General features: G+C 63.8%; 5 protein-coding genes. All 5 read left to right on the forward strand.

Translation table 11 applies throughout. The annotated features are described in order from the left end of the window. The 5 genes from CPA59_RS07215 to CPA59_RS07235 all read left to right on the forward strand — a co-directional run bounded on the left by CPA59_RS07215 (window position 1) and on the right by CPA59_RS07235 (window position 18,452). On the forward strand, window positions 1-3,009 hold the full coding sequence (locus tag CPA59_RS07215; protein WP_107758963.1) for a PfaD family polyunsaturated fatty acid/polyketide biosynthesis protein: 3,009 nt from the start codon (window positions 1-3) through the stop codon (window positions 3,007-3,009). Continuing rightward, window positions 3,006-3,773: an SDR family NAD(P)-dependent oxidoreductase gene (locus tag CPA59_RS07220; protein WP_038660411.1), complete on the forward strand. Its 768-nt coding sequence runs from the start codon at window positions 3,006-3,008 to the stop codon at window positions 3,771-3,773. The genes CPA59_RS07215 and CPA59_RS07220 overlap by 4 nt, the downstream gene beginning before the upstream one ends. Before the next feature lie 91 nt (window positions 3,774-3,864). Beyond that, window positions 3,865-5,115 (forward strand): thioester reductase domain-containing protein, encoded by a 1,251-nt coding sequence (locus CPA59_RS07225; RefSeq protein WP_107758964.1) that lies wholly within the window; start codon window positions 3,865-3,867, stop codon window positions 5,113-5,115. A 36-nt stretch (window positions 5,116-5,151) separates the two neighbouring features. After that, window positions 5,152-5,925: an amidohydrolase gene (locus tag CPA59_RS07230; protein ID WP_038918432.1), complete on the forward strand. Its 774-nt coding sequence runs from the start codon at window positions 5,152-5,154 to the stop codon at window positions 5,923-5,925. Between the two features lie 35 nt (window positions 5,926-5,960). Further along, entirely contained in the window at window positions 5,961-18,452 is a 12,492-nt protein-coding gene (locus CPA59_RS07235) for a non-ribosomal peptide synthetase (RefSeq protein ID WP_107758965.1), read from the forward strand. Window positions 18,453-18,474 lie beyond the last annotated feature (22 nt).

Raw genomic sequence — 18,474 nt, forward strand, 5'->3', positions numbered from 1 at the left:
ATGAGTACACAACACAATACGGCCAGTTCGTCGGCTGTCGCGGGCAAGCCCTTGCTGGGCGGCGAGGCGCTTTACGCGCTGGAAACGCCGCTGGCGGTGGTGGAGTACGACCGCGACGTGCGAATTGAAGCCGGTCATGCCGCGCCGCCAGACGGGCGACTGATTGGCCTGCTGCCGCCGATGGGGGCCGACCGTCTGGGCGACCGGCAGTTCCAGCGCGACTATGGCGTGCGTTTTTCCTACTACGCCGGGGCGATGGCGAACGGCATCCACTCCAGCGACATGGTGGTGGCGCTGGGGCAACAACAGATTCTGGGGATGTTCGGCGCCGGGGGGTTAAGCCTGGAGCGCATCGCCGCCGAGCTGGAGCAGATTCAGCGCCAACTGCCCGCCGGGCCGTTTGGCGTCAACCTGCTGCATAACCCCGGCAACCCGGCGTGGGAGATGGGCTGCGTTACGCTGCTGATCGAACGCCAGGTACGGGTGATCGAAGCTTCTGCCTACATCAACCTGAGCGCCGCGCTGGTGTACTACCGCGCAGCCGGGCTGACGCGCGGGGCTGATGGCCGTATCCAGCCGCGAAACCGCATTATTGCCAAGGTGTCCCGCCGCGAGGTGGCGCAGCACTTCCTGCGCCCGGCGCCGGAAAACCTGCTGAAAAAGCTGCTGGATGACGGGCTGATTACCGCGCAGCAGGCGGAGCTGGCGCGTCAGGTGCCGATGGCGGACGACATCACCGTGGAAGGCGATTCCGGCGGTCATACCGATCAAGGGCTGCTGGCGTGTATTTTCCGCTCGGTGGTGGCGTTGCGCGATGAGATGCAGGCGCAGTGCGCCAGCGGCTGGCGGGTGCGCATCGGCGCGGCCGGCGGCCTCGGCACCCCGCACGCGGTGCTGGCGGCGTTTGCGCTGGGCGCGGCTTACGTGGTGACCGGGTCTGTCAATCAGGCCTGTGTCGAAGCCGGCACCTCGGATGCGGTGAAACAGATGCTGGGCAAGGTACAGATTGGCGATGTCGCTACCGCGCCGTCCGCCGACATGTTCGAGCTGGGCGCCAAAGTGCAGGTGATGAAGCAGGGCAGCATGTACGCGGTGCGCGCCCAGAAGCTGTACGCGCTGTACAAGCAGTACGACCGGCTGGAAGACATCCCCGCCGAGGATGTCGCGCAGATTGAAAAACAGATCTTTCACCAGTCGCTGGCGCAGGTCTGGCAGCAAACGGTGACTTACTTCGAGCGCAATCACCAGCCGCAGGCGATCGTCAAAGCCGAACAACAACCGAAGAAAAAGATGGCGCTGATTTTCCAGTGGTATCTCGGTCAGTCGTCCCGCTGGGCTATCAACAGCGAGCCGTCGCGCCAGCTGGACTATCAGGTCTGGTGCGGGTCGGCGATGGGCGCGCTCAACGAATGGCTGCGCGGCTCGGCGCTGGAAGACGTGGCGCATCGCCGCGTCGGCGACATAGCGGTACTGCTGATGCAGGGCGCCGCTTACCTCAACCGGGTGACCGGGCTGTCGGCGCTGGACATCGCGCTGCCCGACACGCTGCAACGGTGCACCCCCGACGATCTTCAACGCTGTGGCGTCAGCGCCATCGCGGAATCTCAACCGACGCTGTCATTTCAACCACAAACAGGGAGTACCAAGATAATGGATGCGGAAACCAAACTGACGTTAGACCAATCCAAAGAATTCTATAAAAAATGCTGGGAGCTGATCCCGGGCGGGACCCACTACAACTTTGGCGATCCGGAACGCCCGCTGGTGATCCCCTTCAATCGCGGCCGTAATTCGCGGGTGTGGGACCTGGACGGCAACGAGCATCTGGACCTGTTCTGCAAGTTTGGCGCCCTGATTACCGGTCACCATAACGAGGCTTACAACGAGGCCCTGATCAATTACATGCACAAGGTCACTTCGGTCGATACCTGCGATCTGGAAGTGGAGGTGTGCGAAACGCTGATCAAACACATCCCCTGTGCCGATATGGTGCGCTTTTGTCTGAGCGGGACCGAAGCGGTGCAGAACGCGCTGCGTCTGGCGCGCGGCTTTACCGGCAAGACCCGCTTCATCCGTTTCCACGGTCACTATCACGGCAACGCCGACAACATCATGGGCTGGCGCAAAAAGCAGGACCTGAGCTGGCCGGTGCCGGAGCAGTTCAAGGGTGACCTGCTGGATACCTGGGGGCGCGCTCCCGGTGCGATTGAAGACCAATCGTTCATGCTGCCGTGGAACGACATTGATGTGTTGACCGCCACCATTGAGCGCTATCACGGCGAAATCGCCGCGGTGCTGATGGAACCGTTGTGCATCAACGGCGGCGGTATTTTCCCACGCGAAGGCTACCTGGAGAAAGCCAAGGCGCTGTGCGAGAAGTACAACATCGTGCTGATTTTCGACGAGGTGATCACCGGGGTGCGCGTCGGTCTTGGCGGCGCGCAGCAACTGCTCGGCGTCACGCCGCACCTGGCCACCTTCGGCAAGGCACTGGCCGGCGGCTCCATGCCGGTTTCCGCGATTATGGGCCGTCGCGACATCATGAACCTCTACACCCGCGGCAAGGTGATCCACGCCGGTACCTTCAACGGTTACCCGCTGGGGCTGGCGGCGGTGAAAGCCACCTACGACCTGATCGAACAGGACCCGGGCTGCTATGACCGCATGGCCGACGTGATGCGCCAGATCTCCGGCGCATTCGTCAAAGCCGCCGAAGCCGTGGATTTGCCGCTGGTGATTCAGGGTATGCCGACCGCGCTGGTCTACCACTCGCAGTCCACGCCGGTAGACCGCTCCGAAGGCTACAGCGACAAGGTGAAATTCTGCGACATCATCATCCGCGAAATCTCCAAACGCTATGGCATCCAGTTCTCCCCGTTGTCGCGCATGTACTCCAACCTGCTGATGTCGCAGGACGATGTGCGCTTCTTCGAGGAACGCATTTTTGACGCGATGGAAAACGCCCGCAAGGTCATCGACATCACCTTTAAAGAGGGGGTGGAAGCATGAGCCAGCAGGTCGCGGTTATCACCGGCGCGGCCGGCGGCTTTGGCGCGGCCATCACCCGCACCTTGCTGGATATCGGTTATCAGGTAGCGGCGACGGACATCAGCGCATCACGGCTGGAGCAACTTCACCAACAACTGGGGCAGCCCGAGGGGCTGCACCGGTTCACGATGGATGTCACGCAGTTTGATTCGGTCAACGCCGCGGCGCAAACCATCGCCGGGCAACTGGGGTCAACCATCACGGCGCTGGTCAACAACGCCGGGGTGATCGAGCGCAGTTACTGCCTGTCGGCCCGCGGTCTGCGCGATACCGAAAAGGTGATGGCGGTGAACCTGACCGGCGCCTTCAACTGCACCGAAGTGTTCGCACGTTACATGGCGCGCCTGAAGTACGGGCGCATCATCAACATCGCCTCGGTTGCCGGCATCTGGGGCGCGGCGGGTGGTTCAGCCTATGCCGCCTCCAAAGCCGGGCTGATCTCCGCCACCGAGTCCTGGGCGCGAGAGCTGGGGCCGATGAATATCAGCGTTACCGCCATTGCTCCCGGTATTTGCCGCACCGAGATGCTGGCGAAGTTTGTCGACCCGCACATGATTGGCTCGCCGGAGGAAGACAAGATCATCCGCAGCATTGTGCCGGTCGGGCGTTGGGGCACGCCGGACGACGTCGCCGAAGTGGTGGGGTTTCTGGCCAGTTGCAAGACCAACTACCTCAACTCCACGGTGATCCCGCTGGACGGCGGGATGCGGGTCGGGACGCTATAGGCCGGCGTCATACAACCACAAACCACAGTTATGCGTATGTCATGCGCGTGTTTTGACGGCTTTTTTTGATGGGAATAACGGGAGGTCATTTATGTCAGCAGGGAGCGTATCAACAGGGGTGGCGCCAGCGGTAAAAAACCTGTTTCTCACCGGGGCGACCGGTGTGCTGGGCGGGCGGTTATTACTCGAAATCCTGACCGCCACGTCAGCCAATGTGTTTTGTCTGGTGCGCGCGGACTCGGTAGCGCAGGCCAGAGCGCGGTTGGAAAGCGTCCTGTTTTCCTATGACGTCGAGCGGACCTGCGCCGGGCAACTGGAGCGGCTGATTCCGGTGTTGGGGGATGTCGCGCAGGCGCAACTGGGGCTGAACGCGCAGGATTATCAGCGGCTGCAGGCCACGACGGATCGGGTGCTGCACTGTGCGGCCAACGTCAGCCTGGTGGCGTCCTACGGCAAACTGCAGCCGGTCAATGTAAAAGGCACCCAGCAGGTGATTGATTTTTGCCTCGGCGGCGACATTCCGCTGCTGTACGCCTCCAGCTTCAGCGTGGTGGGCGACAAGCTGTATCAGGACGGATTCGAACTACAGGAAACCGACCTCGATTTCGGGCAGAACTACCGCGACATGGACTACGAACGTTCAAAATACGAAGCGGAAAAGGCGGTGCATCAGGCGGGAGAGCGCGGGTTGCGCTGGGCTATCGTGCGTCCCGGCAATATTTGGGGCGACAGCGCCAGCGGCCGTTATCCGCTTAACGAAACCCGCGTCAAAGGCATCTATTACGAGATGATCAAATCGCTGGTGGAAACCGGCCTGACCTTTCGTTCTTCGGAAGATTTCGACATCACGCCGGTAGACTATGTGGCAAAGGCGGCGCTGTACGCCAGCCTGCACAGCGATGACTTTCACGGCAAAACCCTCAATCTGACCAACCCGGAACCGATCACCTACGACGATATCGTGATCGCGCTGCGGGAATTCGGTTACCAACTGGACGTGGTCATCAACGAAGACTACTTCGAAGCCCTGACGCAAAACCGCATGTTGCGCGACGGCAAACCCTATCGTTCCTCGTTCACCGACCTGATGGCGCTGTTTTACAGCAGCGGCGATATCACCGAAAAGGCCAAATACGCCACCCGGCTGACCCGGCAGTGGCTGGCGGGCAGCGGCATTGTCTGCGCCGCCTGCGACCACACATTGCTGTTCCGCTATTTCAATTACCTGATTGAGGAAGGATTTATCGTGCCGCCCGAACAGCAGCGCGTGCGGGCGACGATTGTCGAGCACACCCGCCAGAGCAGTTTCCTTGAACAACTGTTCGATGCCGATCTGCGTTAGTTGCGCGCCCAGTCATTTTATGGAGGAAAGATAAATATGAAGGATTTGACACTGTCGCTGGTCCAGATGGACATCGTGTGGGAGCAGGCGGCGGCCAATCGTCGCCGGGTGGAAAAATTGCTGAAGCAGTGCCAGGGCAGCGACGTGATCGTGCTGCCGGAAATGTTCACCACCGGATTCAGCATGAAGCCCAAAAGCATTGCCGAGCGCATGGAAGGGAAGACCCGGGACTGGATGCAGAAACTGGCCGCCGAATATCAGGCGGCGATAGTCGGCAGCGTGATCATCGAAAACGACGGTCATTACTACAACCGGCTGCTGTGGGTCACCGAAGAGTGTGTGCAGTACTACGACAAGCGGCATCTGTTTACCTATGCGGGCGAACATCAGGAGTACACCGCCGGCGAAGTACAGAGCATTGTCGACCACAACGGCTGGCGTATTGCGCTGTTCATTTGCTATGACCTGCGTTTCCCGGCCTGGTCGCGCAACCTGAACGGCAAATACGACGCCGCCATTTATATCGCCAACTGGCCGGCCGGTCGTTCCCACCACTGGCAAACCCTGCTGCCGGCCCGCGCCATCGAAAACCAGAGCTACGTGATCGGCGTCAATCGCGTCGGTCAGGACGGTAACCAACTGAACTACAGCGGCAACACCATGCTGGTGGATCCGCTGGGGGAAACCCTGTTGAACGGGGAGCCGCAGGAAGCGGTGTTCACCGTCACCCTGTCGCGCGAGCACCTGCACGGCGTCAGAGAACGGTTCCCCTTCCTGAAGGATGCGGATCAATTCGAGTTCAGACAATAACGTCTTCTATCTGGTGAGTGTTGCAGGGGCTGCTCATGGCTATTTCTGTCGAGTTTGAAAATATCGTTACCCGGTTTCCACAGCATCTGGCGGTGGTACAGGGGGAGCGTCAGTTGACCTATCAGCAACTGATGGAACATGTCGCCACCCTGGGTCAGGGCATTCTGGAACAGGGCGAAGACCACCCGTTTGTCCTGACCCTGTTGGGGCAGGACGTGAATCTGGTGACCGCGGTGCTGGCTGTCCGTCATGCCGGGCGCACGTTTGTGCCGCTGTCGCCGCAACTGCCGGAAAAACGGCTGGCGCTGCTGGCCGGGCGCTTTCCCGACGCCACGTTGATCACCAGTCGCCGCCACCTGCCCAAAGTGGCGGCGCTGGGAGGGGAACGCCGGGTGGTGCTGGTGGATGAGGACGGCGTTCCGGAGCAGTTGCCGCACGGTTACCTGAAACAGCCGATTGAGCAGCCTCATGCTTATGTCTATTTTACCTCCGGCTCGACCGGCACCCCGAAGGCGGTGCTGGGGCGGGACGAGAGCCTGTTGCACTTTATTCACTGGGAAAGCCGGGCGCTGGCCGTGACATCGCAGGATCGCGTTAGCCAACTGACGCCTCAGATGTTCGACCCGTTCCTGCGCGATCTGCTTCTGCCGTTGCTCAACGGCGCCACCCTGTGTCTGCCGCCGTCGTCCGAGCTGATTTATGACGCGCCGCGACTGCTGAACTGGATCCGCGAGCAGCGGATCAGCGTGATGCATCTGATTCCGTCGCTGTTTCAGGTGCTGCTGGAAAGCCCGGCGGCGTCGCAGGCGCTGGCGCAGGTGCGCTGCGTCGCGCTGGCCGGGGAGATGCTCAAGGGGGCGCTGGTGCGGCGTTTCGCCGACTGCGGCCTGCCGGATACCCGGTTATTCAATTTCTACGGCCCGACCGAATCCACGCTGGCGAAGGTGTGCTATCCGGTCTCGCCCGCGGATGTGGATCGCGCCGTGCTGCCGGTCGGCCAGCCTATCGACGATACCCGGCTGCTCATCGTCAACAAACAGTTGCAGCCGCTCAGTCAAGGCGTCGTGGGGGAGGTGTTGATTGTCACCCCCTGGCTCAGCGCCGGCTATCTGGAGGGGGATAACCGTAGCTTTATCACCCTCAATAACGGGGAAAGCGCTTACCGCACCGGCGACCTCGGCATGATCGACGCCGACGGCAACCTGATTTTGGCCGGCCGCAACGATACGCAAATCAAGATTGACGGCCAGCGGGTGGAAACCGGTGAAATCGAAGGCGTTCTGGAACGTCACGAACAGGTGCGTCAGGCGCTGGTGATGGTGGCGACAACCCCGCAGGGCGCGCGGCTACAGGCGTTTGTGGTGGCGCAGCCGCAAAGCGACCTACGCCAGGAAGCGTTGCGGGACTGGTTAGCGCATTATCTGCCGGCCACCTGGGTCCCGGCCCATCTGCATATTCTCGATCTGTTTCCGCGTTTGCCGAACGGCAAAGTAGACCGCAACGCGTTACAGGCGCTGTATCCGCTGGCGGCGGCCCGCACCCTGACCGGCGCGGCGCCGCAAGACGAGCGTGAGCGCGCACTGGCGGCGATTTGGCAATCGGTGCTGCAACTGGACGCCATCAGCCGGGATGAGGATTTCTTCCAACTCAACGGCAGCTCGCTGCAGGCTATCCGCATGATCGCCCGGGTGCGCGAAGAAATGGGGTTGGAGCTGGCGTTCAGGGAGCTGTATCAGGGCGCGACGCTGGCGCAGTGCGCCGCCGCGCTGCGTGAACCGGCTCCGGACCTGCAGGCCGACCACGAGGCATCCGTCACGCTCAGCGTCGAACAACAGGGATTGTGGTTGATCCAGCAGAGCCAGCCTGACAGTGCGGTCTACAACATGGCCTACCACGCGCCGTGGCAGGGGCCGCTCAACCTGGCGGTGCTGGAACGGGTGTGGCAACTGGCGCTGCAACGGTTCGACGCGCTGCGCACCACCTTTTTCGCGCAGGATGGCGAACCGCAGGCGCGGGTGGAGCCGTCAGCCGCACTGCGTCTGGAATTCGTCGACCTGTCGGCGCAGAGCGGCGACGCCGCCGAACGCTGGCTGGCGGAAGCGGCGGTGCGGCCGTTTGCCGCGTTTCAGGCGCCGTTGCTGCGGGTCGGGTGCCTGCAACTGCGCGAGCAGCACTACCACATCTGCGTGGTGATGCACCACATCATCGCCGATGAGGACTCGGTGCAGCGTTTGTGGCAGTGGGTGCTGCATCACTATCGCCGGTTGATGGCCGGCGGTCAGGCGGACGCGGTGGCGCCAGAGCAGGACGGCCAGTATGGGTATGCCCGCCAGCAGTATCGCTGGCTGCACAGCGACGCCGGGAAGCAGGCGCACGACTACTGGCGGCAGCAACTGACCGGCCCGTTGCCGCTGCTGCAACTGCCTTACGATTATCCGGCGCAGCCGGTGCAGCATTACCACGGCGGTCACATACCGTTCAGCCTGTCGTCATTGCAGAGTACGGCGCTGCTGAACGTCTCCCGCCAGTATCGCGTCACCCCTTATCTGTGTCTGATGACGCTGTACAGCGCGTTTCTGTCGCGTTACTGCCGCCAGACCGACATCCTGCTGGGCACCCCGGTGTCGCGCCATCATCAGGTTGCGCAGGACAATCCGTTCGGCTTGCTGTTTTCCGTGATGGCGATGCGCCACCAGGTGGATAAACGCCACCCGTTCGCGGTGCTGCTGGAGCAGGTCAGAAGCCGCTTTGTCGAGGCGTTACAGCACCCGCTGCCGTTCAACCTGCTGCCTGCGCTGCGCGAGGAAGCGCGTACGCCGGGCATATCGCCGCTGTTTCAGGCGTTTTTTGTCTGGCGCGAGGCGGCGCAGGCGGAACAACGCATCGGCGCGGCCAGCGTTAGCCCGCTGCATCCGTATCCGATGCCGACCGCGAAATATGAGCTGACGCTGGAAATGTGGCCGGAGGGGCAGCGTATCCACGGCAGCTTCGAATACGCCAGCGACCGTCTGGCGCCGGCGACGGTCGCGCGGCTGGCCGCCAGTTTCTGCCGTTTTATCGAGTCGTTTCTGGAGCAGCCGGAAAGCGCGCTGGGGGCGTTGCCGCTGCTGACCGAGGCCGACCACCGGCAACTGCTGCACTGGAATCAGACCGCCAGATCGTTTGACGATCAGCTCTGCTGGCATCAGTTGATCGAACAGCAGGCGCAGCGGACGCCGGCGCTGATCGCGGTGGAGTTCGGGTCGCAGACGTTAAGCTATCAGGAGCTCAATCAGCGCGCCAATCAACTGGCTCACCTGCTGGTGGCGCAGGGCGTGGGGGCGGAAGTCACGGTCGGCATTAGTCTGGAGCGTTCGCCGTGGCTGATGGTGGCGATACTGGCGGTGATGAAAGCGGGGGGCGCCTATGTGCCGATTGACCCGGATTATCCGCTGAACCGCAGCCGCTACGTGATCGAAGACGCCGGGCTGCATCTGCTGCTGACCCAGCGAAAATTCGTGGAACATTATCAGGATGTTCCCTGCCGGCGCCTGTTGCTGGACGATCTGGAACCGGTGTTGCCGCAGCAGCCGGTCGATAACCTGATCAACCGTTGCGGCGTCTACAATACCGCCTACATCATCTACACCTCGGGGTCGACCGGCCAGCCCAAGGGCGTGCCGATCCGCCATCACGGCGTGTGCAATCTGGCGCTGGAGTTCCCGGTGCTGATGGACATCGGCGCGGGCGAGCGGGTGCTGCAATTTGCCTCCACCAGCTTTGACTCTTCGGTCTGGGAGATCAGCATGGCGCTGTGCCACGGCGCGACGCTGGTGATGGCGCCGCGTCTGGCGTTGATGCCCGGTCCGGACCTGCTGGAGCAGTTGACCCGTCTGAACATCTCTTATGTCACATTACCCGCGTCGGCGCTGGCGGCCTTGCCATACGCGCCGTTGCCGGCGTTGAAAGTGCTGATTGTCGCCGGCGAGGCGTGCGGCGTTGATCTGCTGCGCAAATGGGGCCGCGGCCGCCGCTTTCTCAATTCCTACGGTCCGACGGAAGCCACCGTCTGCGTCACCAACGCCGAATTGTACCCGGATGAGGGGCGCATCCACATCGGCAGCCCGATGTCGAACACCGAAGTGTGGATTCTGGACGAATTCCACCAGCCGATGCCGATCGGCGTGGCGGGCGAGCTGTGCATCGGCGGTATCGGGGTATCGGACGGGTACATCAACCAGCCTGAGCAGACCGCCAGCCGGTTCATCGTCCACCCGCTGAGCGACAAAGCAGGCGCCAGGTTGTACCGTACCGGCGATCTGGCCTGCTACCGCGAGGACGGCACCCTCGATTATCTGGGGCGAATCGACCATCAGATCAAGATTCGTGGTTTCAGAGTCGAACTGGGCGAGATTGAGTCCGCCCTGCGCCAGCACCCGGCGGTAAAAGAGGCGGTGGTGATGGTGCGGCCGGATTATCTGGCGGCCAGCGCTATCATCGCCTATGTGCTGCACGACGACGGCCGGGAGCCGGACCTGTCGGCGCTGGCGGATTCGCTGTCGGCGCGGCTGCCGTCGTTCATGTGCCCGTCCTGCTACGTGTTGATGACCGCCTTCCCGCATCTGCCCAACGGCAAGATCGACCGTAACCGCTTCCCGTTGCCGGAACAGCGCGATGCCCCGGCGGTAACGCCCGCCGCCAATGATGCCGAGCAGGCGATCATCGACGTCTGGCGCGAACTGCTGGGACATGACGCCATCGGGCGCGATACCTCGTTCTTCGCTGCCGGCGGCCATTCGCTGCTGGCGGCCAAAGCGGTGGCCTGGCTGGCCGAACGACACCATATCAACCTGCGGGTCAGCGATATCTTCACCTGGCGCACCCCGATGCAGTTGGCCGCCAATGCGTCGCGGCAGGAGCGCGAGAGCCTGCTGCTGGCTGAACCGGCGCCGGCCTCGCTGCCGCTGAGCAGCGCCCAGCAGCGGATGTGGTTCCTGTCCCAGCAGGTGGCGGGGGATAACAGCTACCTGATCGGGCAGATCAAAACCTTCAGCCAGCCGGTCGAGGCGTCACGGCTGCTGCACAGCCTACAGCAGCTGTGGATACAGGCGCCGGTACTCAATACCCGGTTACGGCTGCAACAGGGCGTGGCGGAGCAGTATCTGTCGGATGAGCCGCTGGTGTGCGCCCATGAACGCTGGTCGCCGGGCGACCGGTCGGCGTGGCGCGATGCGCTGCAACAGTACGCCGAACAGTTACTGGCCCAGCCGTTCGAGATGCTGGACGGCCCGCTTTACCGGCTGACGCTGGTGGAGTCGGCGCAGGGCGAGGTCGCGCTGGTGCTAGTGCTGCATCATATTCTGGCGGATGAACAGTCGATGGGCCTGCTGGATGAGCGCCTGCTGGCGCTGTATCAACAGCAGCCGACCGCCCCGGCGGCGGTGAACTACCTGCAATACACCGCCTGGGAGCGGCGGGAAGACGTACAGCGGCACTGGCAGTCGCAACTGCGCTATTGGCAGCAACAGTTCGCCGTGCTGCCGCCCGCGCTCAATCTGACGCCGGCCGCGCTGGCGGGCGATAGCCAACGTACCGCGGGGTACGTCACCGTCGCTATGCCGCCGGAACTCGCCGGCGCGTTGCGTCATCTGGCGAAACAGCGCGACACCACGTTGTTCAATCTGCTGCTGGCGGCGTTTCAGATCCTGTTGCACCGCCACAGCGGCGAGCAGGATGTGGTGGTCGGCACCCCGGTGACGTTGCGCGACTGGCCGTCGCTCCAGTCCACCATCGGTCTGTTGCTCAACACGGTGGCGATTCGCCAGACGGTGGACGGCGAACAGACGCTGGAGCAGTTCATGGATGCCAGCGCACAGGTTTGCGCGCGGGCGCTGGCCAATAAGGATGTGCCGTTCGACCGGGTGGTGGATGCCGTGTTGCCGGCGGGCGAACGCCCATCTTCGCCGCTGTTCCAGGTCATGTTTGTCTATAACGCCGCGCAGGATAAACCGACCGGGTTGGCGATAGATAATCAACCGATCGACACGCCGCAGGCGAAATTCGACCTGACCTGCTTTGTGCGGGAAGACGAGCGGCAATTACACCTGGTGCTGGAGTATCGCGTCGCCTGTTTTAACGCCGCCCGTATTCGCTCGCTGGCCGACCATTACCTCACCGTGTTGCAACGGCTGATCGATACGCCGTCGCACACCATCGGCCGGTTGCCGATGCTGCCGCCTTCCGAGCAGGCGCTGCTGCGCGATACCCTCAATGATACCGCGCAGGCCGTTGACGCGCCCTGGGTGCATCAGCAGTTCGAACGGCAGGCTGCGTTGCGGCCGACGGCGGTGGCGCTACGCGTCGGCGATCACGCCATCAGTTACCAGCAGCTTAACCAGCAGGCCAACCGCATCGCCCACGCGCTGTTGCGACAGGGATTCGGCGTCGGCAGCCGGGTGGCGGTATACCTGCCGCGCTCACCGGCGCTGGCGGCGGCCATTCTCGGGGTGATGAAAAGCGGTGCCGCCTGGGTGCCGGTGGACGTGCGCTATCCGGCGGATCGCGCCAGCCTGATGATGCAGACCGCGGAAGTTCAGGCGGTGCTGACGCAGGATGATGTGGACATCGCCGCCCTGACATTGCCGCAAGCGGTGGTGCTGGATGTGGCCGCCTTGCCGCCCGACGACGACGCGACGAACCCGCTGTTGGCGATCGACGGCGAACAGCTGTGCTATATCCTGTTTACCTCCGGCTCCACCGGCGTGCCGAAAGGGGTGATGATCCCGCATCGCGGGCTGCGGCACTATCTGGACCATGCCTGCCGCGACTACGGTCGTCACGGCGGTCGGGGCAGCACGCTGCACGCCTCCATTTCTTTTGACGCGACCCTGACCAGCCTGTTCCTGCCGCTGCTGTGCGGTCAGACGCTGCATATCCTGCCGGACGAGGATGATATCGGCGCGCTGGTCGAGCTGTGGCAGCGTACGCCGGGGCTGACGATGGTCAAGATTACCCCTGCGCATCTGGAACTGCTCAGCCAGCAACTGCCCGCCGGGGCGGCAGGCCATGCCGCGATGCTGGTGGTGGGGGGCGAAAGCCTGTCCGCCAGCGCGTTGCGCTTTTGGCAGCAGCACGCGCCGCAGGTGCTGATCGTCAACGAGTACGGCCCGACGGAGGCCACGGTGGGTTGCTGTATCCATACCTTCGCCGCCGGTGAGACCGGCGGCGACGGCGCGGTGCCGATCGGCCGGCCTATCGCCAACACCCGGCTGTATCTGCTGGATGCACAGCGCCAACTGGTGCCGTTCGGCGCGCCCGGCGAATTGTACATCGGCGGCGACGGGGTGGCGCTGGGCTATTACCAGCGGCCCGACCTCACCGAACAGCGCTTTATCCCCGATCCATTCAGCGCCGACCCGGCGGCGCGGCTCTACCGCACCGGCGATCGCGCCTGTTACCTGCCGGACGGCAACCTCTGTTTTCTGGGGCGCAATGACAATCAGGTCAAGCTGAACGGCTACCGCATTGAACTGGAAGAGGTGGAAGCGCAACTGAGCGCCTGCGCCGGGGTCGCTCAGGCGGCCGTCGCTATCCGCGAGGTAGAAGGGCGGCTGCATCTGGTGGCCTGGCTGGTGGGCGATCGCACGCAGCAGGCCGCCATCCGCGGCGAGGTCGCCGGGCGTTTGCCGCGCTTCATGCGCCCGACCCAGTGGCAATGGCTGGCGTCCTTGCCGCTGACCGGCAACGGCAAGGTGCATCGTCAGCAACTGCAAAATCTGCCGTGGCAGCAGGCGGCGCGTGAGCGGCATCAGGCGCCGACGTCGGCGCTGGAACAGCAGTTGCTGGCAATCTGGCAGCAGGTGCTGGGGCGTGACGATATCTCCACCCATGATGACTTCTTTGCGTTGGGCGGCGACTCGATCCTCAGCCTGCAAATCGTGTTCCGGGCGCGGGAAGCCGGGCTGGCGCTGGCGGTGGATATGCTGTTCGACGCGCCGACCATCGCCGCGCTGGCGGATATCCTTATGCCCCGGCAGACGATGGTCGCCGATACCGCGCCGGTGACCGGCGCTTACGATCTGCTGCCGGTGCAGCGCTGGTTCTTTGCTCATCACGCCGAGCATCCGCATCACTACAACCAGTCGATGTTGTGGCGGCTGCGCGATGACGTGGCGCCGGCGCATCTGCAAACGGCGCTCATCTGGCTGGTGAATCAACACGATGGTCTGCGCGCGCGTTTTGACGGTGTGCAGGCGGTGATAGGCGAACCGGTCGAGCAGGTGGAACTGGATCTGGTGTCGCTGGATGACGCCGGACAACTGGACGCCGCCGCCGCCGCCGCGCAGGAAGGGCTGGATATCGCCCGGGGGCCGTTGTTCAAAACCCTATTGTACCGTGCGCCGCAGGGCGTCTGGTTGCTATTCGTCGCGCATCATTTGCTGGTGGACGGGGTTTCCTGGCGCATCATTACCGACGACCTGAGCCAGGTCTACCAGCGGTTGGCGCAGGGGCATGCGCTGGCGGCGGTGGCGAAAACCGCGTCGCTGCCGCGCTGGTCGCAGCATTTGCATCAGTATGCGCGCAGCGAAGCGGCACAGCAGGAAGACGCCTTCTGGCAGCGCTATCCGGCGCTGAGCGAGGTGCGGTTGCCGTGCGATAGCGCGCCGCAGGCGACGCCCGGCCGTGGGGAAGATGCCCGTAAGCTGGCGCTGAGCCTGCCGGAGAGCACCACCACGGCGCTGGTCCAGCATACCCATGCCGCTTATCGCACCAATCCCGGCGACCTGCTGCTGACGGCGCTGGCGCTGACGTTGCATGAGTGGAGCGGGCAGTCTCGCCTGCGCATCGATACCGAAGGACACGGGCGCGAACGGCTGCACGAGGCGCTGGATGTCAGCCGCACCGTGGGCTGGTTCACCGCCATCTATCCGCTGCATATCGAGCTGGATCGGCCGGATGATACCGGCTGGACGATTCGTCAGGTGAAAGAAGCCGTTCGTCAGGTGCCGCATCGCGGCGCCGGCTATGGGATTCGGCTGGCGGCGGCGTCGCAGGTGCATGACGCGGCGGATATCTGTTTTAACTACCTCGGTCTGTTTACCCAGGGGTTTGACGCCCCGCCGTTTCAGGGGGAAGCGCGGCTCGATCTGGCGAATCGCTATGCGCCGCACAGCCCGCGGGTCTGGCCGCTGGAGGTCGACAGCTACGTGCTGGACGGTAAGCTGCATCTGGAGTGGACATGGAACGGCCAGTGCTATCGGGACGCGACCATCCGGCAACTGGCCGAGCGGATGCTGACCTGGGTGCGGCAATTGTCGCAGCACTGCCGGCAGCAAACCGCAACCCATTGGACGCCGTCGGATTTCCCGCTGGCGGAGCTGAGCGCCGGCGCGCTCGATACGTTGCAGCAACGCATCGGCGACATTGAGGATATCTACCCGCTGACGCCGATGCAGGAGGGGATGCTGTTCCACTCGCTGACCAGCGACGCCTACCATGAGCAAATCTGTTTCGATCTGCCGGCCGGCGCGGACATCGCCGCGCTGCGGCAGGCCTGGCAACGGGTCATACAGCATTACCCGGCGCTGCGCACCACGTTTGAACTGCACAGCGGCAGCGAGCCGTTGCAGGTGGTGCGCCGTGATCTGCCGATGGACTGGAACACGGTGATGCTCAACCGTGCGGATGCCCGCCGGCAGGTGCTGGACGCCGACCGCGCTCGCCGTTTCGACCTGCAACAGGGGCCGTTGCTGCGTCTGACGCTGATCGACGTCGGACAGGCAGGCCAGCAACTGCTGGTCAGTCATCATCACGCCATTCTGGATGGCTGGTCAGTCCGGGTGGTGATGGACGCGGTAGCCCGCTGCTGGGACAACCCGGACGCGGTATTGCCGCCGCCGCCCTCATTCCGCCGCTATGTGCGGCAGATCCGTCAGCGCAATCCGCAACGGGATGCTTACTGGGAGACGCAAGCCCGGCGGATGAGCCGCACGCCGCTGCCGCTCGGTCTGCCGCTGCGACAGGCCAGCGAACGCAAGCAGGTGCTGCCGTTCACGCTGGACGAAGCAACCACGCGGCGGCTGTCGGACTTCGCCCGGCGCGAACAGCTTACTGTCAGCACGCTGGTGCAGGGCGCCTGGGCGCGCTTGTTGCAGGCCTGCGTCGGCGGTGAAACGGTCTTGTTCGGCATGACCATCTCCGGGCGTCACGCCGCGCTGGCAGGCATGGATCAGATGGCCGGATTGCTGATCAATACCGTGCCCACCGTGATTGACTTGCCCGCCGACCGGCCGGTCAGCGACTGGCTGCGTGACGTGCAGCAGCAACAGCGTCAGAACGAGCGTCATGGCGATGTGGCGCTGACGGATATCAAGTCCGCCGCCGGCCTGAACAGCAGCGACGCCCTGTTCGATACGCTGCTGGTGTTCGAAAACTACCCCGGCGCGGGCGAGCAGGAAGCCCGGCTGTTCCGGTTTGCCGACGCGCATGAAAGCACCAACTATGCGCTGACGCTGGTGGCGTCGCTGCATGAGCGCCTGCACGGCCAACTGGTGTATGACGACGGCCTGTACGAAGAAACCACCGTGCGGCAACTGGCGGAGGGGTTGCAGCGTATCCTGACGCAGCTTGACGCCGCCGCCACGCTTGCCGAGGTGTCGGCGTTGACCGACGCGCAACGCGCCCGGTTGCTAAGCCAGTGGCAAGGCCCAGCCCAGCATGTCGGCGCATCGAATGTTTATGCGCGGTTTGTCGAACAGGTGCAGTACGCGCCGTATGCCATCGCGGTTGTGGATGGCGAAACGCAACTGAACTACCGGCAGTTGCGCCAACGCGCCGAACAGCTGGCGATGCGGCTGCATCACGCCGGGGTGCGCGCCGGCGATCGCGTGGTGGTCTGGCTGCCGCGCAGCATCGACTACCTGAGCGCCATTCTGGCGGTAAACCGGCTGGGTGCGTGCTACATCCCGGTGGATAGTCAGTGGCCGGACGAGCGCGTCAACTGGCTGTTGCAGGATTGCGATGGCCGGGCGCTGATCACCGACGCCACGCTGCGCGCACGCCTGACGCCGCCGGCATCGATAACGGTACTGGACGCGGCGCAGTGCCCGTGCGCCGATGAGATGGCGGTGACGCTGCCCGGCGAATCGCCGGCCGATACGCTGGCCTACATCATCTACACCTCCGGCTCTACCGGTACGCCGAAGGGGGTGATGATCGACCATGCCAGCCTGGGCAACTATCTGCAGGACGCGATAGCGCGCTACCGGATTGATGCGGACACCGACAGTCTGTTCCATTCCTCCATCAGTTTTGACGCCACCCTCACCAGCCTGTACCTGCCGTTGCTGGCCGGCGGCTGCATCCACATCATCCGCGAGGATGGCGACATCGCCGCGCTACAGCAGGCGATCCGCGCCAGCGGCGAACGGGTGCTGCTCAAAATCACGCCGGTGCACCTCAACCTGCTGGAAAACCAGCTGACGGCGGACGACAAGCGTCGCGTGTCGGCGCTGGTGGTCGGCGGCGAGGCGCTGAACAGCGCGGCGGTACGGCGTTGGCTCGATGATGCGCCCGACAGCCCTATTTTCAACGAGTACGGCCCGACGGAAACCGTGGTGGGCTGCTGCGTACACCGCGTCACGGCGCGGGAGCTACAGCACGGCGGCAGCGTGGCGATTGGTTTGCCCATCGGCAACACCCAGTTGCTGATTCTGGACGAGCAGCAGCAACCGGTGCCGCAGGGCGCGGCCGGGGAGCTGTATATCGGCGGCGCCGGGGTGGCGCGCGGCTACTGGAATCGCGCCTCGCTGACCGATGAGCGGTTTCTGGAACTGACCACGCCGAACGGGCGGGCGCGGTTTTACCGCACCGGCGACCGCGTCTGCGCCGATACCGCCGGCACGCTGCACTATCTGGGCCGCTGCGATCGACAGGTCAAGCTGCGCGGCTACCGCATCGAGCCGGGCGAAATCGAGGCGCAGCTGTTGCTGCACCCGCAGGTGATGCTCAGCGCCGTGCAGTACCTGCCGCAGCGGGAGGCGCTGGCGGCGTGGGTGGCGTTGCGCGAGGGCGCGGAGGTCGACGAACCGGCATTGCGTCAGTTCCTGGCGAGCCGCTTGCCGACCCACATGGTGCCCGGTTCGATTCAGGTGCTGGCGACGATGCCGCAAACCGCCAACGGGAAGGTGGACTATCGTGCGCTGCCGGCGCCGCAGTGGGATACGCAGAGCGAGGGCGCGGCGCCGCAAACCCCGCTGGAGCACTCGCTGCGCGATATCTGGCGCGAGGTGCTGAAACACGACCGCATCGGTTGCGATCAGAACTTCTTTGCGCTGGGCGGCCATTCGCTGCATGCGTTGCGTATTGCCGCCCGTATTGAGCAACAGCTGGCGCTGCGGGTTTCGCTGACCGACCTGCTCCAGTACCAGACCATTCAGCAACTGGCTGAAAAAATTAACGCGGCCGATACCGCACCGGGAACGGTGACCTCGGCTATTAAACGCGTCGCCCGCGTGCGGCGCTCAGATTCCTCATCCACCGCGGTGTAAACAAAGAAGCACGGAGGCAAAA

Source organism: Dickeya sp. Secpp 1600, assembly GCF_003049805.1.
GTDB classification, from domain to species: domain Bacteria; phylum Pseudomonadota; class Gammaproteobacteria; order Enterobacterales; family Enterobacteriaceae; genus Dickeya; species Dickeya fangzhongdai.

Coding starts and splice junctions, on each gene's coding strand:
- CPA59_RS07215 (WP_107758963.1), top strand. CDS start 1: ATGAGTACACAACACAATACGGCCAGTTCGTCGGCTGTCGCGGGCAAG.
- CPA59_RS07220 (WP_038660411.1), top strand. CDS start 3,006: ATGAGCCAGCAGGTCGCGGTTATCACCGGCGCGGCCGGCGGCTTTGGC.
- CPA59_RS07225 (WP_107758964.1), top strand. CDS start 3,865: ATGTCAGCAGGGAGCGTATCAACAGGGGTGGCGCCAGCGGTAAAAAAC.
- CPA59_RS07230 (WP_038918432.1), top strand. CDS start 5,152: ATGAAGGATTTGACACTGTCGCTGGTCCAGATGGACATCGTGTGGGAG.
- CPA59_RS07235 (WP_107758965.1), top strand. CDS start 5,961: ATGGCTATTTCTGTCGAGTTTGAAAATATCGTTACCCGGTTTCCACAG.